Here is a 22,527-nt window from a genome sequence, read left to right as displayed (position 1 = left end):
GGGGAGGAAGCGTTGACGTCGGCAAAAGAGACGCGTAAGGGCCTCGTGTACGGCTTCGCCGCATATGGCATGTGGGGCCTTTTCCCCCTGTACTGGCCGCTGCTCGAACCGACCGGTGCCGTCGAGATCTTGGCTCACCGGATGGTGTGGTCGCTGGCCGCCGTGGTCGTCATCCTGTTGGTGTTGCGCCGCTGGTCGTGGATACGGCCGCTGCTGCGCCAGCCCAAACGCCTCGGGCTGATCGGCATCGCCGCCACCGTGATCTCCATCAACTGGGGCGTCTACATCTGGGGCGTCAACTCGGGCCACGTTGTCGAGGCTGCCCTCGGGTACTTCATCAACCCGCTGGTCAGCATCGCCTTTGGCGTACTGCTGCTGCATGAACGGCTGCGTCCGACTCAGTGGACGGCGGTCGGCGTCGGAGTGGTCGCCGTGGCCGTGCTCGCCGTGGGTTACGGCAAGCTGCCGTGGATCGCCCTCACGCTCGCCTTCTCCTTCGGCACGTACAGCCTGGTCAAGAAGCGCATCGGCCTGGACGGCCTCGAATCGCTGGCGGCCGAGACGGGGATGCAATTCCTGCCTGCGCTCGGCTTTCTGATCTTCCTGGGGGCGCGCGGCGACAGCACGTTCACCACCGAGGGCGTGGGACACGCACTGCTACTCGTGGGCTGCGGCTTCATCACCGCACTGCCACTGATCTGCTTTGGCGCGTCGGCGGTACGGCTGCCGCTGTCCACGATCGGGATGATGCAGTACATCGCGCCGACGTCTCAGTTCGTGCTTGGACTCGTGGTCTTCCACGAGGAGATGCCGGCTGAGCGGTGGGCGGGCTTCGCCCTGGTCTGGCTTGCGCTGGCCCTGTTGACCTGGGACGCCCTACGGACCGCGCACCGGTCCCGGATCGACTTGCGCGCAGCGGCGGCCCGCGCGGATGAGGTCGCGGCGGCCCGCGCAGGCGAGGCGGTCGCCGCGGCACACGCCGACGAGGTGGCAGTGGTGGCGAGCGCTGCCGCGCAGGACCCGGCGATGGAGTCGGTTGGGGAGGCGCTGGCGGAGCCGGCCGAGGCTCCCGGGGACGCGGGGTCACCTGCGGCGGCCGGCCCCGACACCGGTGGCTGTGGTGGCGGTGTCGGAACCCCGGCCCTAGGCGGCCCGACCCGCTGAGGTGCCGTTGGGGGCCTCCCGAAACACCGGGGCGCGAGGGGCGTCGGGCAGCGCCTCGGGCTAGGGGCGATCGTCGGGCAACGGATGGTCATCGGGCAACGGGTGGTCATCGAGCGTCGGCGGCCGAACGGCGCGGTCATCGAACAGCGCCTGCCGGGCGCGCAGGGCCCGGACCTTGTGGCGGTTTCCGCACCGCTGCATGGAGCACCAACGGCGGCGGCCGGGACGCGAGGTATCCACAAAGAGCAGGGCGCAGTCGTCCGATGCGCACTCACGGATGCGGTCCGCATGCGGCCCGGAAAACAGCTCGATCGCATCGCGGGCGACGGTGGACAGCAACTGCGTCCCGGTCGCAGGCCATACCCAACGCCGGTCCGACAGCCCAGCCAGCCGAAGAACGAGCGGCGGCTGGGCCGCCGCCTCGTTGACGACGGCGAGATCGGCGGCGTCGAGCTGCCGGCCGTGAGCCTGGTCGGCGGCCAACCCCAGCACCGCGTTCCGTAGCCGCTTGGCCTCCCTCACTTCGTCGGGGGTCACATCGATCTCGGGTACGGGCCTGAGCCGCGAGCGCGCGGCCCAAACAGCGAGGTCAGCTGGTTGGTGCAGCACCTCATACCGCGCGAACAGGCCCGGCCCGCCGGTGGGTACGAGCTCCAGACACAGCGCCCCGGGGTCGAAGCGGTAGGGCACCCCTTCGGGTGAATGGAGGATCAAGCCCATTGCCGTCTCGGTCATGTAACCACTATAAATGGTGTCAGGGGTCGGCGGGAAGGAGGCGAAAGGTCGCGGAGGAGCAGACGGATACGGAAGACGCGGTGGGCGCGCGGAGAGCGCGGAGAGCACGGAGAGCACGGAGGACGCAAAGGACACCAGACGCGAGGGAGAAGGTGCTCCCATGAAGCGACTCGTGCTGACGCAGTGATACGTAGAGGCCGCTAGGGCCGCAGACGCACAACACCGCGGAGACATAAAGGCGCAGAGGCGCACGACAGCAGGGCAGCAGGGCAGCAGGGCAGAGAAGACCAACACGACAAGGCCCGTGAGAAACCCGCGGGCAGCCAACGGGGAGACAGACATGCAGACAACGCCCATCGCATGGAAGATCGTCATCGACGCCGAAGACCCGCACCGCCAGGCCGCGTTCTGGGCGGCGGCCCTGCACTATCAACTCGAAGACCACAGCGCCCTGATCGAGCACCTCCTGACGGCGGGTGCCGTTGGCGAGCAAGAGATCCTGGACTTCCAGGGCCACCGCGCCTGGCGCGACCTGGCCGCCGTCCGACACCCCGAAGACCCGCATGACCCGGGCAGCGATACGGGACTCGGCCGCCGCCTCCTCTTCCAGCGCGTCTCCGAGCCGAAAACCACAAAAAACCGGCTCCATCTCGATCTCCACCCCACACCGGGAGAGCGGGAGAACGAAATAGCACGGCTGGAAAAGCTTGGGGCAAGTGCGCAGCGCCGGGTGGTTAGCGCAGGCTCCGAGTGGCACATCATGACGGACCCCGAAGGCAACGAGTTTTGCCTGCACTGACCGCGGTTATTCCTCAACTCACCCTTCCTCTGAGCTTACTGAGGATTGCTTGACCACGCACGGGGCAGCCCGCCAACTCCTTGGATGCCACCCGCAGTACAACCTCTGGGCTCCCTCAAATCAGGATTTGAATCTCCCCGAGGCGGAATGATCGTCACGACGGCATTCGAGCGGGGGTGGGGCGATGAAGAGCGTCATCACATCACGGATGAAGACAGCCGCACTGGCTGGTTTGACAGCCGCGCTCCTCATCGCGGGGGCGGCCAACGTGAGCTCAAGCGGCGATGCGGGCCATGCCAGCAACGGAGAAGAATACGAGTTATCGCTAGCGAACAAGGCCGCTCAGCGCCTCCCTGCCCCCCAGGCTGGTGAGGTGCGGGTCCTGGACGGCAGCGGTCGGGCGTCGGAGCGCACCGGCGCCAGTGTGAGCCATGCGATCACGCCCGGCCAACGCCTGATCGTGGACACGGTGTGCCTGGGCGCCGGCACGGTCAACGTCACCGCGACAGCCGGCGGCTCCCAAGAGTCCCGCAGGGTGCGCTGCACAGAGAGCGAGGGGGGAGCGTCGCGCCTCACACTCACCGCGCACGGCGCCGGTGACGTACGGGTGGCAATAGAGCCCGATGACGATGCCGCGGGCGGCATGGCGTTCTGCGCCCGCAAGCCAGCCTGATCCGTCGTCTGCCCGCGACAGAACGCCCGCCTCACCGGCCTCTTCGGCCGACAGCAGCAGCGGCTGGCGGCAGCAGCAGCGGCAGCAGCAGCCGATTCTCGGTGGCGGGGCCCCTCGCGTGGAGGCGCAGCCCACAAGCCCACAGACGAGGGGGCCTCGTGGACGAGGCGAGGTCCCCAGGAAACGGCCCGGCCCAGGGTCAGTCCCGGGGTCGAGGAGCACGAGCAAGGCAAGGCAAGGCACCGAACAGGTGGCACCACAGATCGGGCGCGCTCCACCACCACGGAACGGCGGGGCGGCCGAGCGACGGGGCGGCGGGGGCGCGAGGCGCGTGCGGCCGAAGTGACAAGGTGACGGGGGCGGGACGGTGGAGGGCCAGCGTGACGGGGTCGCGGGGCGGCAGACAACGTGGCAGGGGCACCGCGTGCTGAGGCGGCGTGCTGAGGCGGGGCGTGGAGGGCGAGGGCGCGGTGGGGGCCGCGAAGCGGCACAACGTGCGGCCCTTCGGGGGCGGGAGGAACCCTCCCACCACTACATGCGAGCGATATACGGCGCGGGGTGTCCGGTTTCCGCCTTGACCGCAGCAGAGCAAGCACCAGAGCATCATGCACGCGTCAAAACACTGCTCCCCACTCGCCTCAGCGTGGCGCTCTATCGACCTCACCGCACGAGCGTCACCCGGCGAACTGTTCCTTCCGTCCTGTTCGTTCGGAATCCGGAAACCTGGAGCCTCGTATGTCATCGCACCCCACGCGACGTACCTCCGCCCCACCCCGTAGGTCTTGGGCACGGCGGGCCGTCACGGCCGCTGTAGCGGCCGGAGCCATCACCGGGCTCGTCGTCACCTCGCCCGCCGCCACGGCGTCCCCCGCCGCCCCCGCATCCGCATCCGCGTTCAACGACACCAGGGCCATGGACAGGCCCACCACGTCCGCGTTTGCGGCACCCGACATCTCACTCGCCAACGTCAAGAGCCATCTGAACCAGCTCCAGACGATCGCCTCCAACAACGGTGGTAACCGAGCCCACGGCCGCCCCGGCTACCGGGCGTCCATCGACTACATCAAGGCCAAACTGGACGCCGCCGGATACACCACGGCCATCCAGCAGTTCACCGCCAACGGCGCCACTGGGTACAACCTCACCGCCGACTGGCCCGGTGGCGATCCACAGAACGTGTTGATGGCGGGCGCCCATCTGGACTCCGTGAACGCGGGACCCGGCATCAACGACAATGGCTCCGGCTCCGCCGCCATCCTGGAGACCGCGCTGGCCGTCTCGCGTGAAGGACTCAAGCCACAGCAGCATCTACGCTTCGCCTGGTGGGGCGCCGAAGAGTTGGGCATTCTCGGCTCGCGGCACTATGTGAGCAAATTGCCCAGCACGGAGCGGTCAAAGATCGACGCCTACCTCAACTTCGACATGGTGGGCTCCCCCAACCCCGGCTACTTCGTGTACGACGATGATCGGCGCGTGGAGGCGGTGTTCAAGAACTGGTTCGCGGCCAAGGGCATTTCCACCGAGATCGAGACCGAGGGAGATGGCCGCTCCGATCACGCCTCATTCAAGAACGTCGGAATAACGGTCGGTGGACTATTCACCGGGGCCGGCCGCACCAAGACAGCCGCTCAGGCACAGAAGTGGGGCGGCACTGCGGGCCAGGCATTCGACCGCTGCTACCACCGCGCGTGCGACACCATTTCCAATCTCAATGACACCGCGCTCGACCGCAACAGCGACGCCATAGCCCACGCGATATGGACGCTGGGAGCACCCAGCTAGTCGGCGCGGCGGGACCACCCCCACGGGGCGGCCCCCTCCGCACGTCCCGCAGCACGGACGCGGCACCGGACCACTGGCGCCACCGCCCGCGTGACTGCGACGTGACCGCCACGGGAGAGGTGTGCGGAGGGGCAGGCCGGCCGAGTCGCCAGGGCGGGAGGCGCGACGGTCAGAGGGCGGACCGTCGGAGGCAGAGGGTCGGAGGGCGGACCGTCGGAGCCTGGAGGTTGCAGCCAGGCACAACTGTCTCCTCCGCTCGCTGCTCCTGGCGCTCGGCTCTGCGGTTACCACTCCCGGCCCTCAACGCTCAGCCCTTTGCTCACCGCTCACGCCGTAATGTCCCGCCCGGTGAACCGCGCCCAGGCAGCCGAGCCGAAGACGCCCAGGTACAGGCCCTGAAGACCGAGATTTTTGACGATCTCGTCCCAGTAGATCGGGTCGCGCAGCAGGTCCGCGAAGCTCAGCCAGTAGTGCGAGAAGAGATACGGGTGGACCACGTGCAACTGCGGAATGGAGTCCACAATCTGCACCGTGATGAGTAGCCCGACCGTCGCAGCCATCGCCGCGATCCCGCTGTTGGTGAGCGTCGAAATGAACAGGCCGAGCGCGGCCACGCCGACGAGCGAAAGGGCGACCACTCCCGCGATGGCGGCAGCCCGCAGCATTCCTTCGGCGAAGGAGATTCTGGTACCGGAGATCAGAGTGACGTCGCCCAGAGGGAAGAGCAACGCCCCCACCCCCAGGGCCACCAAAGCCACCGACAACGTGGCCACCAGGCAGAAGACCAGCGTCGTGGCGTACTTGGCTAGCAGCAGCCGGGTGCGCCCGGCGGGAGCCACCAAGAGGTATCGCAGCGTGCCCGCGCTTGCCTCGCCGGCGATGGAGTCACCGGCTATCACACCGATCGCCATCGGGAGGAAAATGGGCAGCGTCGCGGCAAGGGAGGCGAAGACCAGGAAAATGCCGTTGTTGGTGATCTGAGTGAGGAAGGCCGGACCCTCACCGTCGCTCCCCCCGCCATCACCGATGGTGCCGCCGTCGCTGGTCTCGATCTTCACAGCGATGCCCACCAGGATCGGCACCGCGGCCAACACGGCGAGCAGGGCGACAGTGCGCCAGCGGCGGAAGGTGGTACCCAATTCGCTCCGGAACAACGCCAGCGACCACAAAGGGCTCGGGCGGCGCGGGAGCACGGCGGCGCCACCACCTCGGGGAACGATGAAGCGCCCGTTTCGCTCCCCATCGCCCTGCTGCGCCACCCGCCGAGACACCTCTCGGCCCGGTTGGGCCGCGGGCGACGGTTGAGCCCTGAGTGGTGGTTCCGTCCTGGACGACGGTTCGGCCATCGACGCACGGTCCGCTGTCACAGAAGGCGCAGGGGGTGCGTGTGAGTCCTCCGGGGGCGGTGTGGAAGCCGCGGCAAGCCGGGCGGCGCCTGAGCCGTGCGTGGCCCCCGCGTCCTGCATGACGCCTGTGTCCTGCGTGGTGCCCGAGCCCTGTGCGGTATTCGAGGTTCGTCCGGCACTCGGAGCCGGGTCGGCACCCGGGGAAGCGTCAGCCGCTGAAGTCCGGTCGGCCGCCGGAGCCGGGCCGGCACCCGGAGCCGGGCCAGCGTCAGGCGCCGGGCCACCGTCAAGAGAGGGTCCCGGCTTCTGTCGCGTCCCTGCCTGGGGCGCCACCTCGTGGCCAGGCGCCTGTGTCTCGGCCTCCGGGCCCGGGGCGGGCTGTTGGGACGGCTCTCGTCCTGGGGCGGGCTCCCGTGGCGGCTCGGGATGGGGCGCAGGGCCGTCAGCCGAGGCGGGCGGGCTGGCGCCGTTCGTGCTCGGCGTACCGTCCGCGTCGTCACCGCGCGGTTCCGTTGGGGATAGTTCGGCTCGCTCAGCCCACGACATCGAAGCCCTCCCCTGTCAGTGCGACGAAAGCGTCCTCCAGCGAGGCGCGCTCGGTGCCGAAGCCTCGTACGCGTACCCCGGTTTGGACGAGGGCCGCGTTTATCTCAGCCAGATCGAGTGGTTCAGCGTCCGGGAGGTGAGAGGTCGGCGCCTCGCCGGTGATCCGGTCCCCCGCGACGACAAGGTCCGTCACGCCGTACTCCTTGAGGATGCGGACCGCGTCCGCCGTGTCAGGCGTGGTGACGGCCAGCCGCCCACGCGTTCCGGCCGCCAGGTCGGCGACCGTGCCCTGGGTGATGAGGCGGCCTTGGGCCATCACGGCCGCATGGGTACAGACCTGTTCGATCTCGTCGAGGAGATGGGAGGAGAGGAAGACGGTGATGCCGTCGTCGGCCAGTTCGCGGACCAGTGTGCGGATCTCGCGCATGCCCTGCGGGTCGAGCCCGTTGGTCGGCTCGTCCAGGATGAGCAGCTCGCGCGGCTGGAGCAGCGCGGCGGCCAGGCCGAGGCGCTGTTTCATCCCCAGTGAGTACGCGCGCGCCTTCTTGGCCGAGGCGGCCGTCAGGCCCACCCGGTCCAGAGCCGTCCCGACCCGGGCGGCCCGAGTGCGGGGGTCGGCGGTCGGGTCGGCGGCGTCGTAGCGGACGAGGTTGTCCCGGCCGGACAGAAACCCGTATAGCGCAGGGCCCTCGATCAGCGCGCCCACCTTGGGCAGCACCTGTCGGGAGGCCGCCGGCATGGCCGCGCCGAGCAGCCGGGCGGCGCCCGATGTCGGTTCGATCAGCCCCATCAGCATCCGGATGGTGGTCGTCTTCCCCGAGCCGTTGGGCCCGAGGAAGCCGAAGACGCTACCGCGCGGTACGAGCAGGTCCAGTCCGTCTACGGCGAGCTGCCCACCCCGGTACCGCTTGGTGAGCCCGCGCGTTTCCACCGCGAGCGTCGATCCGGCGGACGGCTCGTCCACAGGCTCTCCCTTCGTCATCCGGGTCCTCACTCGTTCCTTTCCTACGATTCGCTTACGCGGCTCATGCCCCGGGCCTACCCCGTCCCGTTCCCGCTCTTACCCGGGTCTGCGCAGGCCCGGACCCGACTGCGGCCTCGATCCCGGCCCCGGTTGCGTACGGGCCCCGGGGGGTGTGGCAAGGCCGTCCGGTGGTGCGCGCCCCTGGGGCGTACACACCACCGGACGGCCAGGAGCCGGTCACCGCGTGCTCGGGCACGGTGGTGACGAGCACGGTGTCCACTCACTCCACCACGCGTGCGGCACGCCGCCGCCCGCGCACGCGCAGGCGGCGTGACTGGTCCGAGACGGCTACTTGCCCTTGTTGGCGGCGTCGATCAGCGTGTCCTTGCCGACCGCGCCGACGTAGACGGTGCCGTCGTCCGTCAGCAGGGCGTTGACCAGGCGGGTGCTGAAGACCGTGCCGGAGCCGAAGTCGCCCTTGACCTTGTCACCGAGCTTGTTGAGGAACTGGTCGGCAGCGGCGGACTCCTCGCTGTTGCCACCGTGCTCGGTGGGCAGGCCGCTGGGCACCTTCAGCTTGGCCACCGAGTTCCAGCCCTCGCCGATCACGTTGAGGCCGGACAGGGCGTCGGCACTCAGTTCCTCGCGCTGCGCGGACTTTCCGGCCTTGCGGTCGAGATCCTGCGCCTCGGTCACCTTGGCGCCCTTCGGCGGCGTGAAGTTGAAGGTGCTCGCCTTCGGCTTGTCGAAGTTGACCTTGGTGAAGCCCACATCGACGACGGCCTTGCCGCCGCTCTTCGGGGCCAGTGTGAACTTCAGCGGAGTGCCGTTGTCGGCGTCCACAGCGATCCGGATGGACCCGATCGTGGTGTCGCCCTTGGGTGTGAGCTTGAGCTGGTACGCATCGCGTCCGGCGACCTTCGCCGTGCCGTCCACCGTGACGGACGTGGTCTCGTCCGCTCCGGCCAGGACCTTCTTGGCCAGCTCCTGCGGAGTGGCGTCGCGTAGGTCCTTCGGTAGCTGCTTTGCGTGGTCGCCCTTGCCTTGGGCGTGGGCCTCCTTGGGAGCGGTCGCGTGGTAGACCGAGTTGCTGCCGCTGTCGTACGCCCACACCTGGTTGGCGTTGCGGATCATGCTGTACTCGGCGGCATCCTCGATGATCGACACCCGCTGCTTCTCGGGGCCGTCCACCGCGACGCGCAGCGTGTGCGAACCCGCTGCCAGCTCGGCGAGCTTGGCCTGCGGCGCCGCCGAGGACGAGTCGCCCTCGTCGTCGCCGCCGTGCTGGCCGCCGCCCATCCCGCCCAGCGACGAACCGGCCGAGAGGCCGGGAATACCTAGGTCAGTGCTGATCTTCACGGAACCCGAAAGCTGCTGGGTGTCCGACTCAGCGATCTTGGTTATCAGTTCTTCCGCCGAGATCTGCGGCAGATCGGGGTCACCGGAACTGGCAAGCGCCGGGACCAGCCCGATCGTCGCCGCCGCTACCCCTGCCACAGCGACCGGAACGGCGTACCGCGCGGCTTTGTACCGTCGCGCGGGACGCTCCTGGTCCCAGTCGTCGGTGGCCTCTGTCGATCGGGTACGTGCCATGTGTGCTACCTCCGTCGTCGGCCGGCGGTCAATCAACGTCGCACTCGTCCACCCTCGGGTTCATTGTCACCCGATCCGCCATGGGGTGGCTTCTCTACATCTCATCAAAACCGCCGCCGCCACGCGTCCCCCCGCAGGAGCAACTCCTCGTACCTCTGCGGGATGACGCTTCTCCCCCGGAAGGTCAGGGTTATCGGGGCAAGACCAGGGTCCGAACGGGAATCCGGGCCACCCGGGCCGCCTCACTCACCCAGTCCACCGGCCCCACCCGCATGCCCCTAGACCAAATCGATCCGCATGCCCCTGCCCTGGACCAGGTCGATCAGTGTGCGTACCGCGGGGGCTCACTCAGCCCGCGCGGTGGACCACCGCGTCGCACAGGCCCTCCAGCGCGGAGCGTGCCGCGCCCCTGGGCAGGGGGGCCAGCATGGATCGGGCCTCTGCCGCGTACCGGAGGGTGTCGTGCCGTGCCTGCTCAAGGGCGGGGTGGGCACGCAGCCTACGCAGCGCCTCACCGTGCCGCTCGTCATCCGACAGGTCGCCGTCGAGCAGCGCGCACAGCTCCAGGTCGGCGGCCGAGCCGGTCGCCTGAGCCTGCGCCCGCAGCCGTAGCACCGGCAGGGTGGCGATGCCTTCGCGCAGATCCGTGCCGGGCGTCTTGCCCGATTCGTGCGAGTCACTCGCGATGTCGAGGACGTCGTCGGCGAGCTGAAACGCCATGCCGAGGCGTTCCCCGTACTGGGTGAGCACGCTGATGACGCTCTCGTCGGCGCCCGACATCATCGCGCCGAACCGCCCCGAGACGGCAACCAACGAGCCGGTCTTGCCCGCGAGGACATCCAGGTAGTGGTCGATCGGGTCCCGGCCGTCACGCGGGCCGGCGGTCTCCAGGATCTGGCCGGTCACCAGGCGTTCGAACGCCTCGGCTTGGATACGGACCGCCTCGGGGCCCAGGTCGGCCAGGATGTGCGAGGCGCGCGCGAAGAGAAAGTCGCCGGTCAGTACGGCCACCGAGTTGTCCCAGCGGGTGTTGGCGCTGGCCACACCGCGCCGTACATCTGCCTCGTCCATGACATCGTCGTGGTACAGCGTCGCCAGGTGAGTCAGCTCGACGACCACGGCCGACGGGACGATACCGGGAGCGTGCGGGTCCCCGAACTGCGCGGCCAGCATCACAAGGAGCGGCCTGAACCGCTTGCCGCCGGCGCGCACCAGGTGCTGGGCGGCCTCGGTAATGAACGGTACGTCGCTTTTGGTGGCCTCCAGCAGACCCTCCTCGACGGCCGCCAACCCGGCTTGGGTGTCGGCTTCCAGAGTCTGGTCCCGCACGGTCAGCCCAAGGGGCCCGACGACGGTCACGAGAGGTACTCCTGTCTGCCTACGATCACGTGGAATGTCGATGTGTCGCTGTCTCCACCACAAGGCAGCGTATCCGGTCGGGTATCGATCACCGTGAGCGCCTTCCCGGCCGGACCGCGCCCCCGGCCGTTCGCTACTCCGTGGTCAGGGCCCGCCTCAGCCGCCGCGCAGGCAGACATATGCCCTGGTCCATGCGCCTTCATCCCCGCCAAGGCCCGGTGGCCTGGGAGTTACGCGCCCACCGTCGGCGGACCCACCGCGCGAGCCGCCGGCCCGTCGCTGTGCGTGCCACGGCTTGGGGAACGCACAACCTCCGGGCGCCACCGGACGCGAGGGCCGACCAGCGGTCAGCACCCATCAACCTCGCCTACCCGCTCGGCGGACACCTACAAGCAGCCACCTACAAACGGCTGCCGACAGCGGGGACGCGTGCCGGCACATACAAGCCGGCACGTACAAGGGGGACACCTACGAAGGGGATGCCTACGAAGGGGATGCCTACGAAGGGGATGCCTACGAGAGGGCACACACAGCACAGGACACGGGTAGAGGGTCCCGAGCCGGTACCGGGTCCGCCACGTCGATACGCCCCCACCGGGCACGACTCAGCGGCGGACGACACCTCGCGGCGAAGCGTTCTCGCTCAGCAGTATCCGGGCCTTGCCGCCGCTTCACAGCCGCCTGGCACGCCCCCTCAACCTGCGTACCTACGACGTAGTCTGTGGCCTGCCAGCTTGCAGACGAGGAGAAGGCGAGGCAGCACTCCATGCCCCAGCACAGCCCGCTCGACCTGGCCGAGGGTGACCCCTTCGGTCCGCACAACCTGCCGTACGGCGTCTTCACCACCGCCGCCGAGCCGCAGCGGCGGCGGATCGGCGTCCGGTACGGCGCCTACGTCCTGGATGTGCACGCGCTGGCCGAGGCCACCGGGTCCGCCCATGCCGCCGTGCTCTCCGGGCCCACTCTCAACCCGCTGCTCGCAGCGGGTCGTCCGGTGTGGAAGGCCGTCCGCGCGGAACTGATCGGCGCGTTCACCGACCCGGCGCTGCGCGGCACCGTCGAACCGCTTCTCACGCCGCTCGCCGATGTTGCGCTGCACCTCCCGTTCGAGGTGGCCGACTACGTTGACTTCTACGCCAGCGAGCACCACGCAACCACCGTTGGCCAGATCTTCCGGCCCAATGCGGATGCGCTCACGCCCAACTGGAAGCACCTGCCCATCGGTTACCACGGGCGAGCGGGCACCATCGTGGTCAGCGGTACCCCGGTGATCCGACCCACAGGGCAGCGCAAGGCGCCCACCGACGCGGCCCCCGTCTTCGGACCTTCACAACGGCTGGACATCGAGGCCGAGGTGGGCTTCGTCGTCGGCACGCCGTCCGAGCTCGGCCAGCCGGTGCCGCTGACCGCCTTCGCCGATCATGTCTTCGGCGCCTGCCTGCTCAATGACTGGTCGGCGCGCGATATCCAGGCATGGGAGTACGTGCCGCTGGGCCCGTTCCTCGGCAAGTCCTTCGCCACCTCGGTCTCCGCGTGGATCACGCCGCTCGACGCGCTCACCCACGCCCAGACGCCACCGCCGGAGCGGGACGTTCCGCTACTGCCTTACCTGGACGACTCGGACGCTGCCGAGCCGGGCGGTCTCGACATTCACATCGAGGTCGCTCTGAATGGGCACGTCATCTCTCGACCGCCCTTTTCTGCCATGTACTGGACGGCGGCGCAGCAGCTCGCGCACATGACCATCAACGGCGCCTCGCTACGAACCGGCGACCTGTTCGCCTCCGGCACCGTCAGTGGCCCCAGCGCCGAAGAGCGCGGCTGCCTCCTGGAATTGACCTGGGCGGGCCGCGACCTCATCGAACTGCCCACCGGAAAGCGGACGTTCCTGGAGGACGGCGATGAGGTCACCCTGACCGCCTGGGCCCCCGGCCCCGATGGCGTACGCGTGGGCCTCGGCGAGGTCACGGGCCGGATCACCGGAAAGTAGCGTCTCGTACGGCGCGTACGCCCCATGCGTCCCAGGGGAGGCACCCCGCCCGGGGCGGGCCGTCCTGAGCCGAGCGTCCGGGGCGCCCTCGCCGCGTGCGGGGCGCCCCTGGCTGCTACGTTGTCAGGCTCCTGACCAAAAGAGCGGCCGTCCCGGGGTCGGGTCGGCCGGAACAGATGGAGAAGCGCGTGCGCAAGGCAGCCACGATCGCTGGTGCGTCGGTCCTCGCCGCCCTGCTCGTCACGGGGTGTAGCAGTGACAGCTCCGGCGACAAGGACAGCGACAAGGCGAAGCAGCCGCCCACGGGCGCCGAGCAGCAGCCGAGCGACGCCCCCGCCGGGGGCGATGGCGCGAAGGTGGCGGGCACCTATGTGACCACGGGCACCGGCGGCCAGCGGATGGCCCTCGCGGTTCAGGGCAAGGCCGCCGTTCTGGCGGGCCCGCACGCCTGCACCGGTACGTACCAGCAGAACATGCTGATGCTGAAGTGCCCCGACGGCAACACCGACCGCACCATGGGCAAGGTCACCACGAACGCGGACGGCAGCCTGACGGTGGACTGGGACGCGCTGTCCGAGGACGACGTCTTCGTCCAGACCAAGCCCGGTGACGTGGGCATTCCGATCCCCAGCGGCCTCCCCGACCTGGGCGGTGACCTAGGCGACCTCAAGGACACCGGCGGCCTCGGCGGCTGACCGCCCCTCTCGCCAATCACCGGGCTCCCAGCCACCGCTGGGGGCCCGTCGTCGTCCACCGGCGCCCCTCCGTGATGGCCACCTGCTGTATCCGGCTGCTCGGTGTCCGGCTGCTGTATCCGGCCAACTGCCCCACGCGAGCGGCCCGGCCGCCCTCCCGAGGGAGAGGACCGGGCCCGCTGCGAGGGGCGGCGCGCAGGCTGCCCCGTAGGTGATGCCTGGCGTGCCGGCTAGCGGACGAAGACGCCCGCATCTCCCGCTAGTTCCAAGAAATACTGCGGCGCGATGCCGAGCACCAGCGTCACCGCGACGCCGATCGCGATCGCCGACGAGGTCAGGATGCTCGGCACGGCGACCGTGGGACCGTCCGCTCGGGGCTCGCTGAAGAACATCAGGACGATGACGCGAATGTAGAAGAACGCGGCGACGGCCGATGACACCACGCCGACCACCACCAGTGCCCCCGCGCCACCCTCCGCCGCCGCCTTGAACACGGCGAACTTGCCCGCGAAACCCGAGGTGAGCGGAATACCGGCGAAGGCCAGCAGGAAGATGGCGAACACCGCGCCCACCAGGGGCGAACGCCGACCAAGCCCGGCCCACTTGGAGAGGTGAGTGGCCTCGCCCCCCGCGTCCCGGACCAGTGTGACCACCGAGAACGCGCCCAGCGTCACAAAGGAGTACGCGCCCAGGTAGAAGAGGACTGCGGAGACGCCTTGCTTGTTGGTGGCGATGACACCGGCGAGGATGAAGCCGCCGTGGGCGATGGAGGAGTACGCGAGGAGGCGCTTCACATCGGTCTGGGTGACCGCGACGATGGCACCACCCAGCATCGTGACAATCGCGACACCGTACATCACCGGCCGCCAGTCCCACCGCAGGCCCGGCAGCACCACGTACAGCAGCCGCAGTAGCGCACCGAACGCCGCGACCTTGGTGGCCGCCGCCATGAAGCCGGTGACCGGAGTGGGCGCGCCCTGGTAGACGTCCGGGGTCCACATATGGAACGGCACCGCGCCGACCTTGAACAGCAGCCCCATCAGCACCATGGCGCCGCCGATCAGCAGCAGCGCATCGTTGCCCATGGTCTGTGCCAGCGCCGGGGTGATCTCGGCGACCTCGCCATCCACCACGTCGGCGATCCGGCCGTAGGTGACCGAGCCGGCGTACCCGTACAGCAGAGCGATGCCGAACAGCAAGAACGCCGAAGAGAAAGCCCCCAGGAGGAAGTACTTGACCGCCGCCTCCTGTGACATCAACCGCTGACGCCTGGCGAGCGCGCACAGCACGTACAGCGGCAGCGAGAACACCTCAAGGGCGATGAACAGCGTCAACAGGTCGTTCGCCGAGGTGAAGACCAACATGCCGCCGACCGCGAACAGCAGGAGCGGGAAAACCTCGGTGGTGGTGAACCCGGCCTTGATGGCCTCCTTCTCTCCTTCACCGCCGGGCACCGCGGCGGCCTGTGCGGCGAACGAGTCCACGTGGTTGCCGTGCGCCACAGGGTCTAGCCGGCGTTCGGCGAAGGTGAAGACCGCCACCAGTGAGACCAGCAGGATGGTGCCCTGGAGGAAGAGCGCGGGCCCGTCCACCGCAATGGCGCCCTCCGCGGCGACGCGAGCCTTGCTGGTGCCGTAGTCACCAACGGCCAGGCCGATGACGGCGGCGAACGCGGCTGCGACACCGATGACGCTGGTGAACAACTGCGCGCCGTAACGTGCCTTGCGGGGCAACAGCGCCTCGATGAGTACGCCGATGATCGCGGCGCCGAGGACGATCAGCGTGGGCGAAAGCTGGCCGTACTCAATGTCGGGCGCCTTGAACTTGTCCGGCGACTCTGCCGCCATGGTCCACAGACTGTGGACCGTTACGGGATCTGCCACGGCGCTCACTTCGCGGCCTCCACATCTTGCGCTGGCACATCGGGCTTGGGGTCCTGCTTATCGACCACGGACAGCGTGCGGCCCACGGCCGGGTCGATCATGTCGGTGACCGGCTTCGGGTAGACGCCGAGGAAGACCAGGAGCGCGATCAGCGGTACCACGACGGTCAGTTCGCGCGCCTTGAGGTCGGGCATGCCCTCGATGCCGGCCTTCACCGGGCCCGTCATCGTGCGCTGGTAGAGCACCAGGACGTACAGCGCGGCGAGCACGATGCCGACGGTGGCGATGATGCCGATCGCCGGGTATCGGCTGAAGGTGCCGACCAGGACCAGGAATTCACTGATGAACGGGGCCAGGCCCGGCAGCGAGAGGGTGGCCAGGCCGCCGATCAGGAAGGTGCCAGCGAGTACCGGGGCCACCTTCTGCACCCCGCCGTAGTCGGCGATGAGCCGCGAGCCGCGCCTGCTGATCAGGAATCCGGCGACCAGCATCAGCGCGGCCGTGGAGATCCCGTGGTTGACCATGTACAGCGTGGCGCCGTTCTGGCCCTGGCTGGTCATCGCGAAGATGCCCAGAATGATGAAGCCGAAGTGGGAGATCGACGCGTAGGCCACCAGTCGCTTGATATCCCGCTGGCCGACCGCGAGCAGCGCCCCGTAGATGATGCTGATCACGGCGAGCACCAGGATCACCGGCGTTGCCCACTTGCTGGCCTCGGGGAAGAGTTGGAGGCAGAAGCGGAGCATCGCGAAGGTGCCGACCTTATCGACCACGGCGGTGATCAACACGGCGACCGGCGTGGTGGATTCGCCCATGGCGTTCGGCAACCAGGTGTGCAGCGGCCACAGGGGCGCCTTCACCGCGAAGGCGAAGAAGAAGCCGAGGAACAGCAGTCGTTCGGTGTTGGTCGAGATGTCGAGCTGGCCGCTGGCCCGCGCCTCCGCGATCTGTTGCAGCGAGAAGGTGCCGGTGCCCAGGTCGTCGGCGGTCACCGCGTACAAACCGACCACGGCGGCCAGCATGATCAGCCCGCCCGCCAGGTTGTACAGGAGGAACTTGACCGCCGCGTAGCTGCGTTGGGTTGCGGTCTCCTCCTCGGAGAGCTGGCCCGCCCGGTCCCCGAAGCCGCCGATGAGGAAGTACATCGGGATCAGCATGGCTTCGAAGAAGACATAGAAGAGGAAGACGTCGGTGGCCTCGAAGGAGAGGATCACCATCGCCTCGACCATCAGGATCAGCGCGAAGAAGCCCTGAGTGGGCCGCCACCGGCCCTGGGTCACGACCTCATCGGCCGCCTCGTGCTTGACGTGCTTGTCGTGCTTGTCGTGTACGGACGAGGCGGGCGGGTCGGCATCGTTCCAGCCGGCGAGGATGACGAAGGGGATGAGCAGCGCGGTCAGGGCGACCAGCACCACCGCGATGCCGTCCACGCCCAGTTCATAGCGCACCCCGAAGTCCGCGATCCAGGCGTGCGACTCGGTGAGTTGGTACGCGTCCTCGCTGTCCGGGTCGAACCGGACCAGCGTCACCGCCGCCAGCACCAAGGTGACCAGCGAGAACAGCAGCGCGACCCATTTCGCGGTGGTGCGCTGGGCGGCCGGGATGGCGGCGGTGACCAGCGCGCCGACTGCCGGCACGACGGCCATGGCCGTCAACAGGGGAAATGACATGTCAGACCGCCCTCATCAGCAAGGTCGCGGCGATCAGGACCGCCGTACCGCCGAACATCGAGACTGCGTAACTTCGGGCGTAACCGTTTTGCAGCCGCCGCAGCCGCCCGGACAGTCCGCCGACCGAGGCCGCGGTGCCGTTGACGACACCGTCCACGAGCTTGTGATCGACGTAGACCAGGCTGCGGGTCAGGTGCTCGCCGCCGCGCACCAGGACAACGTGGTTGAAGTCGTCCTGGAGCAGGTCGCGGCGGGCGGCCCGGGTGAGCAGCGAGCCGCGGGGGGCGACCACCGGAACCGGCTTGCGCCCGTACTGTGCCCAGGCCAGCGAGACGCCGACGATGAGCACCGCGACCGTGGACAGCGTGACGGTGGTGGCGCTGAGCGGTGAGTCTCCGTGATCGTGACCTGTGACCGGCTCCAGCCAGTGCACGAACCGGTCGCCGACGCTGAACAGGCCGCCCGCGAAGACCGATCCGAAGGCCAACACGATCATGGGGATCGTCATGGACTTGGGCGACTCGTGCGGGTGGGGCTCGGCGTGCTCGCCGCGGGTCTCGGCGGCGGGCTCCGCACTGGGCGCGTTCGGCGAACGGGTCGCAGCGTTTCGCCAGCGCTCCTCGCCGAAGAAGGTCAGCAGCATCACGCGGGTCATGTAGTACGCGGTGATGGCCGCGCCAAGCAGGGTCGTGAGGCCCAAAATCCAGCCCTCGGTACCGCCCTTGGCGAACGCCGCCTCAATGATCTTGTCCTTGGAGAAGAAGCCGGACAGACCGGGGAAGCCGATGATCGCGAGATAGCCGAGGCCGAAGGTGATGAAGGTGATCGGCATGTACTTCCGCAGGCCGCCGTACTTGCGCATGTCCACCTCGTCGTTCATTCCGTGCATCACGGAACCCGCGCCGAGGAAGAGGCCTGCCTTGAAGAAGCCGTGCGTGACCAGGTGCATGATCGCGAAGACGTAGCCGATCGGGCCGAGCCCGGCAGCCAAGATCATGTAGCCGATCTGCGACATCGTCGAGCCGGCCAGCGCCTTCTTGATGTCGTCCTTCGCGCAACCGATGATCGCACCGAAGATCAGCGTGACCGCGCCCACCGTGACCACGGCGGTCTGCGCATCGGGAGCGGCGTTGAAGATCGCACCGGAGCGGGTGATGAGGTAGACGCCCGCGGTGACCATGGTCGCGGCGTGGATCAGTGCCGAGACCGGAGTCGGGCCCTCCATCGCATCGCCGAGCCACGACTGAAGCGGCACCTGCGCCGACTTGCCGCACGCGGCGAGCAGCAGCATCAGCCCGATCGCGGTCAGCTTGCCCTCGCTGGTCTCTCCGGTCGCCTCCAGGACGGGCCCGAAGGTGAAGGTGCCGAACGTGGTGAACATCAGCATGATCGCGATGGACAGGCCGACGTCACCGACCCGGTTGACCAAGAACGCCTTCTTGGCCGCCGTCGCCGCGCTGGGCTTGTGTTGCCAAAAGCCGATCAGCAGGTACGAGGCGAGGCCGACCCCCTCCCACCCGACGTAGAGCAGCAGGTAGTTGTCGGCGATCACCAGCAGCAGCATCGCCGCGAGGAAGAGATTGAGATAGCCGAAGAAGCGCCGCCGCCGCTCGTCGTGCTCCATATAGCCGATCGAGTAAATGTGGATCAGTGTGCCCACACCCGTGATCAGCAGTACGAAGGTCATCGACAACTGGTCAAGCTGGAAGGCGACATCCGCTTGGAAGCCGCCTACCGGAATCCAGCTGAAGAGGTGTTGGTGCATGGCCCGGTGGTGCTCGTCCTCGCCCAGCATGTCGAGGAAGAGCACCGCACCGATCACAAACGAGGCCGCTGCGAGCAGCGTGCCCAGCCAGTGCCCGAGCCGGTCGAGTCGCTTGCCGCCGCACAGCAGCACGGCCGCGCCGAGCAGCGGTGCCGCGACGAGCCATCCGATGAGGTTCTCCACTGTCGCTACCCCTTACAGCTTCATCAGGCTGGCGTCGTCAACCGAGGCCGAGTGGCGGGAGCGGAAGATCGACACGATGATCGCGAGGCCGATCACGACTTCGGCCGCGGCGACGACCATCGTGAAGAAGGCCATGATCTGCCCGTCGAGATTGCCGTGCATCCGGGAAAAGGTGACGAACGCCAGGTTGCAGGCGTTCAGCATCAACTCGATGCACATGAACACGACGATGGCGTTCCGCCGGAGCAGCACTCCCGTCGCGCCGATGGTGAACAACAGGGCGGCCAAGTAGAGGTAGTTGACCGGGTTCATGTGACCTCCTCCTCAGCGCGGGTCCCGCCCACGTTCCCGGCGGCCGATCCATTGCGGGCGGGTGGTGTGCGCTCCTTGCTCGGACCGCCCTCAGCGTCGCCGTCACGCTCCAGCCACTCCTCCGAGCGCTGCTCAAGCGCGGCGAGTTCGGCCAGCGCCTCCCTGGAGACGTCCTTGATCTGGCCCCGGCCGCGCAGCGTCGCGTTGACGGTGTGCTCGGATGGGGTGCCATCGGGCAGCAGCCCGGGGATGTTCACCGCGTTGTGGCGGGCGTAGACACCGGGCGCGGGCAGCGGCGGGAGTTGCCGTCCAGCGCGAACGCGACGCTCCGCCAATTGCCGTTGGGTCGCAGGGCGCTCGATGCGCTCTCGGTGAGTGAGCACCATCGCACCGACCGCGGCGGTGATCAGCAGTGCGCCGGTGATTTCGAAGGCGAAGACGTACTTGGTGAAGATCAGCTCCGCCAGGCCCTCGACGTTTCCCCCCGCATTGGCTGTGCCCAGCCCTTGCGAGGTTTTCAGCGAGGCGTTGCCGATGCCCGCGATCAGCAGGATGCCGAAGCCGAGACCGCAGCCAGCGGCCAGCCATCGCTGGCCCTTGATCGTGTCCTTGAGTGAATCGGCCGCGGTGACGCCGACCAGCATGACGACGAAGAGGAAAAGCATCATGATCGCGCCGGTGTAGACGACGATCTGCACGACGCCCAGGAAGTACGCGCCGTTGGCGAGGTAGAAAACGGCCAGGATGATCATGGTCCCGGCGAGCGAGAGAGCGGAGTGGACCGCCTTCTTCATCAAGATGGTGGACAGCGCACCGATCACGGCGACGGTGCCGAGCACCCAGAACTGGACGGCCTCTCCGGTAGAGGTGGTGGAGGCCGCCGCGGCCAGTGTGGTCACGCCGTGGCCCCCTTGCTCTGCCCGGTCGCCCTGTTTCGCCAAGGCTCCTTGCTCTGTGCAGCCGCCGCGGCCTCCGGGGCGCTCACCGGCTCATCGCCGCCGGGCCGCTCACCCTTGCTGACGGCTACCTGCCGCTCGGTCCCGGGCGCGGCCTCGGTGACCAGGCCACGGTAGTAGTCCTGTTCGCCCGTGCCGGGGAAGATCGAGTGCGGCGAATCGACCATGCCCTCCTGGAGCCCCGCGAGCAGCTCTTCCTTGGTGTAGATGAGCGATTCGCGGGAGGTGTTGGCCAGTTCGTACTCGTTGGTCATGGTCAGCGCCCTGGTCGGGCACGCCTCGACGCACAGGCCGCACAGGATGCAGCGCAGGTAGTTGATCTGGTAGACGCGGCCATACCGCTCGCCCGGGGAGTAGCGCTCTTCCTCGGTGTTGTCCGCGCCCTCCACATAGATGGCGTCCGCCGGGCAGGCCCAGGCGCACAGTTCGCACCCGATGCACTTCTCCAACCCGTCCGGGTGGCGGTTGAGCTGGTGACGGCCGTGGAAGCGGGGCGCCGTGGGCTTTTTCTGCTCGGGATACTGCTCGGTCAGCCGCTTCTTGAACATGGCCTTGAAGGTCACGCCAAACCCGGCGACCGGATTTTGGAAGTCAGACACGGTCGGCCTCCTCATGCGCCGGTACGGGGGTCGTCCCCCGGAAGACTGCCGCCTGGACGTCAGACACAGCCGGCCTCCTCACACACCAGGGGTACGGGGTCGCCCCCCGGAAGATCGCGCTATGGACGTCAGACATCGCCCGCCTCCTTTCCGTCACTGACAGTGTCTCCCCCGCCACTGACAATGAGCTCGCGCTCATGGCGCGGTCGGCGTCGTGGCACGGGCGGCAGGGCCTGTCCTGGCAGTGGCGGTACGGGGAAACCGCCCGCCATCGGGTCGAAGGCCGGTTCTGGTTCCACCTCGGCCGCAGCCGCGGCGCGCTTGTCCTGGTGGTCGCGGTACATGTCCCAGAGGAACGAGAGGGGCAACAGCGAGAGGACGGCGCCGCCGACGTAGAGCACGATGTCCTGCAACTCGTAGCCCTCGTTGCGCAGCGCCCGCACCGTGGCGACCAGCATCAGCCAGACCATGGAAACCGGGATGAGGACCTTCCAGCCCAGCTTCATGAACTGGTCGTAGCGCACGCGGGGCAGCGTGGCGCGCAGCCAGACGAAGCCGAACAGCAGCACCAGGAGCTTGCCGACGAACCAGAGCATCGGCCACCAACCGTGGTTGGCGCCCTCCCATACGGTGCTGATCGGGTAGGGAGCCCGCCAACCGCCGAGGAAGAGGGTGACCGCGACGGCCGAGACGGTGACCATGTTGATGTACTCGGCGAGCATGAACATCGCGAACTTGATCGACGAATACTCGGTGTTGAAGCCACCGACCAGGTCGCCCTCGGACTCGGGCATGTCGAACGGGGCGCGGTTGGTTTCGCCGATCATGGCGATCAGGTAGATGAGGAAGGAGACCGGCAGCAAAATCGCGTACCAACGGTCGTGCTGTGCCTCGACGATGGCCGAGGTGGACATCGATCCGGAGTGCAGGAAGACCGCGGCGAACGACAGGCCCATCGCGATCTCGTAGCTGATCATCTGGGCGCACGAGCGGAGCCCGCCGAGCAGCGGGTACGTCGAGCCGGACGACCAGCCCGCGAGCACGATGCCGTAGATGCCGACCGACGCGGTGGCCAGGATGTAGAGGACGGCGATCGGTAGGTCGGTGAGCTGCATCGTGGTGCGGTGACCGAAGATGGAGATCTCGTTGCCGGCCGGGCCGAACGGGATGACGGCGACGGCCATGAACGCGGGGACCGCGGCGATGATCGGCGCCAGTACATACACCGCCTTGTCCGCCCGCTTGACGATCAAGTCTTCCTTGAGCATCAGCTTCACGCCGTCCGCGAGGGACTGCAACATGCCCCAGGGACCATTGCGGTTGGGGCCGATGCGAAGCTGCATCCAGGCGATGACCTTGCGTTCCATGACGATGCAGATCAGCACGGTCACCATCAAGAACGCGACGCAAAAGACCGCCTTGATGAGCACCAGCCACCACGGGTCGTGCCCGAACATGGACAGGTCTTCTGCCGCGAGGTTGTGCAGACCGGCGTGCGCGCCAGTGGTCATGC

General features: G+C 68.2%; 18 protein-coding genes. 6 read left to right on the top strand and 12 right to left on the bottom strand.

Translation table 11 applies throughout. From position 1 onward, the window contains the following. The first annotated feature begins 69 nt into the window (after nucleotides 1-69). Nucleotides 70-1,164 (top strand): EamA family transporter RarD, encoded by a 1,095-nt coding sequence (gene rarD / locus FHS42_RS24740; protein WP_184575727.1) that lies wholly within the window; start codon nucleotides 70-72, stop codon nucleotides 1,162-1,164. 60 nt (nucleotides 1,165-1,224) lie between these two features. On the opposite strand, the gene FHS42_RS24735 is transcribed toward rarD, so the two are convergent. Further along, nucleotides 1,225-1,899, bottom strand: a complete 675-nt coding sequence (locus FHS42_RS24735; protein ID WP_184575596.1) for a CGNR zinc finger domain-containing protein — start codon at nucleotides 1,897-1,899, stop codon at nucleotides 1,225-1,227. 340 nt (nucleotides 1,900-2,239) lie between these two features. Between FHS42_RS24735 and FHS42_RS24730 the strand changes: the two genes are divergently transcribed. The 3 genes from FHS42_RS24730 (at nucleotide 2,240) to FHS42_RS24720 (ending at nucleotide 5,153) form a co-directional block, all read left to right on the top strand. Then, nucleotides 2,240-2,698, top strand: coding sequence for a VOC family protein (locus tag FHS42_RS24730; RefSeq protein ID WP_184575594.1), 459 nt, complete (start codon nucleotides 2,240-2,242; stop codon nucleotides 2,696-2,698). A 184-nt stretch (nucleotides 2,699-2,882) separates the two neighbouring features. Further along, entirely contained in the window at nucleotides 2,883-3,371 is a 489-nt protein-coding gene (locus FHS42_RS24725; RefSeq protein ID WP_184575593.1) for a hypothetical protein, read from the top strand. Nucleotides 3,372-4,106: 735 nt separating this feature from the next. Beyond that, nucleotides 4,107-5,153 carry a M28 family metallopeptidase gene (locus tag FHS42_RS24720; protein WP_184575591.1) on the top strand — a complete coding sequence of 349 codons (1,047 nt, stop codon included), beginning with the start codon at nucleotides 4,107-4,109 and terminating at the stop codon, nucleotides 5,151-5,153. A 326-nt stretch (nucleotides 5,154-5,479) separates the two neighbouring features. On the opposite strand, the gene FHS42_RS24715 is transcribed toward FHS42_RS24720, so the two are convergent. The 4 genes from FHS42_RS24715 to FHS42_RS24700 form a co-directional block, all read right to left on the bottom strand. Continuing rightward, on the bottom strand, nucleotides 5,480-6,499 hold the full coding sequence (locus FHS42_RS24715) for a DUF2705 family protein (protein ID WP_184575589.1): 1,020 nt from the start codon (nucleotides 6,497-6,499) through the stop codon (nucleotides 5,480-5,482). A 532-nt stretch (nucleotides 6,500-7,031) separates the two neighbouring features. Beyond that, nucleotides 7,032-8,027, bottom strand: coding sequence for an ABC transporter ATP-binding protein (locus FHS42_RS24710; protein WP_184575587.1), 996 nt, complete (start codon nucleotides 8,025-8,027; stop codon nucleotides 7,032-7,034). Nucleotides 8,028-8,357: 330 nt separating this feature from the next. After that, the gene (locus FHS42_RS24705) at nucleotides 8,358-9,602 is read right to left on the bottom strand and encodes a LolA family protein (protein WP_184575585.1); all 1,245 of its coding nucleotides are present in this window, start codon (nucleotides 9,600-9,602) and stop codon (nucleotides 8,358-8,360) included. A gap of 348 nt (nucleotides 9,603-9,950) precedes the next feature. Further along, nucleotides 9,951-10,961, bottom strand: a complete 1,011-nt coding sequence (locus tag FHS42_RS24700; protein ID WP_184575583.1) for a polyprenyl synthetase family protein — start codon at nucleotides 10,959-10,961, stop codon at nucleotides 9,951-9,953. Nucleotides 10,962-11,727: 766 nt separating this feature from the next. On the opposite strand from FHS42_RS24700, the gene fahA reads away from it, so the two are divergent. Both fahA and FHS42_RS24690 read left to right on the top strand, forming a co-directional pair. Then, complete coding sequence (gene fahA / locus FHS42_RS24695; RefSeq protein ID WP_184575581.1) at nucleotides 11,728-12,951, top strand: fumarylacetoacetase; 1,224 nt, start codon at nucleotides 11,728-11,730, stop codon at nucleotides 12,949-12,951. Nucleotides 12,952-13,139: 188 nt separating this feature from the next. After that, a complete protein-coding gene (locus tag FHS42_RS24690; RefSeq protein WP_312867020.1) occupies nucleotides 13,140-13,646 on the top strand; it encodes a hypothetical protein in 507 nt (168 codons plus the stop codon). Between the two features lie 230 nt (nucleotides 13,647-13,876). Here the strand turns inward: FHS42_RS24690 and nuoN are convergent, their stop codons facing one another. From nuoN to nuoH, 7 genes are all read right to left on the bottom strand, one after another. Further along, entirely contained in the window at nucleotides 13,877-15,493 is a 1,617-nt protein-coding gene (gene nuoN / locus FHS42_RS24685; protein ID WP_184575577.1) for an NADH-quinone oxidoreductase subunit NuoN, read from the bottom strand. Nucleotides 15,494-15,534: 41 nt separating this feature from the next. After that, complete coding sequence (locus tag FHS42_RS24680; protein WP_184575575.1) at nucleotides 15,535-17,199, bottom strand: NADH-quinone oxidoreductase subunit M; 1,665 nt, start codon at nucleotides 17,197-17,199, stop codon at nucleotides 15,535-15,537. A gap of 1 nt (nucleotide 17,200) precedes the next feature. Then, nucleotides 17,201-19,147, bottom strand: a complete 1,947-nt coding sequence (gene nuoL / locus FHS42_RS24675) for an NADH-quinone oxidoreductase subunit L (protein ID WP_184575573.1) — start codon at nucleotides 19,145-19,147, stop codon at nucleotides 17,201-17,203. A 12-nt stretch (nucleotides 19,148-19,159) separates the two neighbouring features. Then, nucleotides 19,160-19,459, bottom strand: a complete 300-nt coding sequence (gene nuoK / locus FHS42_RS24670) for an NADH-quinone oxidoreductase subunit NuoK (RefSeq protein WP_184575571.1) — start codon at nucleotides 19,457-19,459, stop codon at nucleotides 19,160-19,162. Further along, nucleotides 19,456-20,358 (bottom strand): NADH-quinone oxidoreductase subunit J, encoded by a 903-nt coding sequence (locus tag FHS42_RS24665; protein ID WP_184575569.1) that lies wholly within the window; start codon nucleotides 20,356-20,358, stop codon nucleotides 19,456-19,458. The genes nuoK and FHS42_RS24665 overlap by 4 nt, the downstream gene beginning before the upstream one ends. Beyond that, on the bottom strand, nucleotides 20,355-21,029 hold the full coding sequence (nuoI, locus tag FHS42_RS24660) for an NADH-quinone oxidoreductase subunit NuoI (RefSeq protein WP_184575567.1): 675 nt from the start codon (nucleotides 21,027-21,029) through the stop codon (nucleotides 20,355-20,357). The genes FHS42_RS24665 and nuoI overlap by 4 nt, the downstream gene beginning before the upstream one ends. A 113-nt stretch (nucleotides 21,030-21,142) precedes the next feature. Beyond that, nucleotides 21,143-22,525 (bottom strand): NADH-quinone oxidoreductase subunit NuoH, encoded by a 1,383-nt coding sequence (gene nuoH, locus FHS42_RS24655; protein ID WP_184575565.1) that lies wholly within the window; start codon nucleotides 22,523-22,525, stop codon nucleotides 21,143-21,145. Between the last annotated feature and the right edge of the window lie 2 nt (nucleotides 22,526-22,527).

It is taken from the genome of Streptomyces zagrosensis (genome assembly GCF_014203645.1).
GTDB lineage: Bacteria > Actinomycetota > Actinomycetes > Streptomycetales > Streptomycetaceae > Streptomyces > Streptomyces zagrosensis.
Note: the sequence above shows the minus strand (reverse complement) of the source record. Positions and strands in the feature narration are given on the sequence as shown.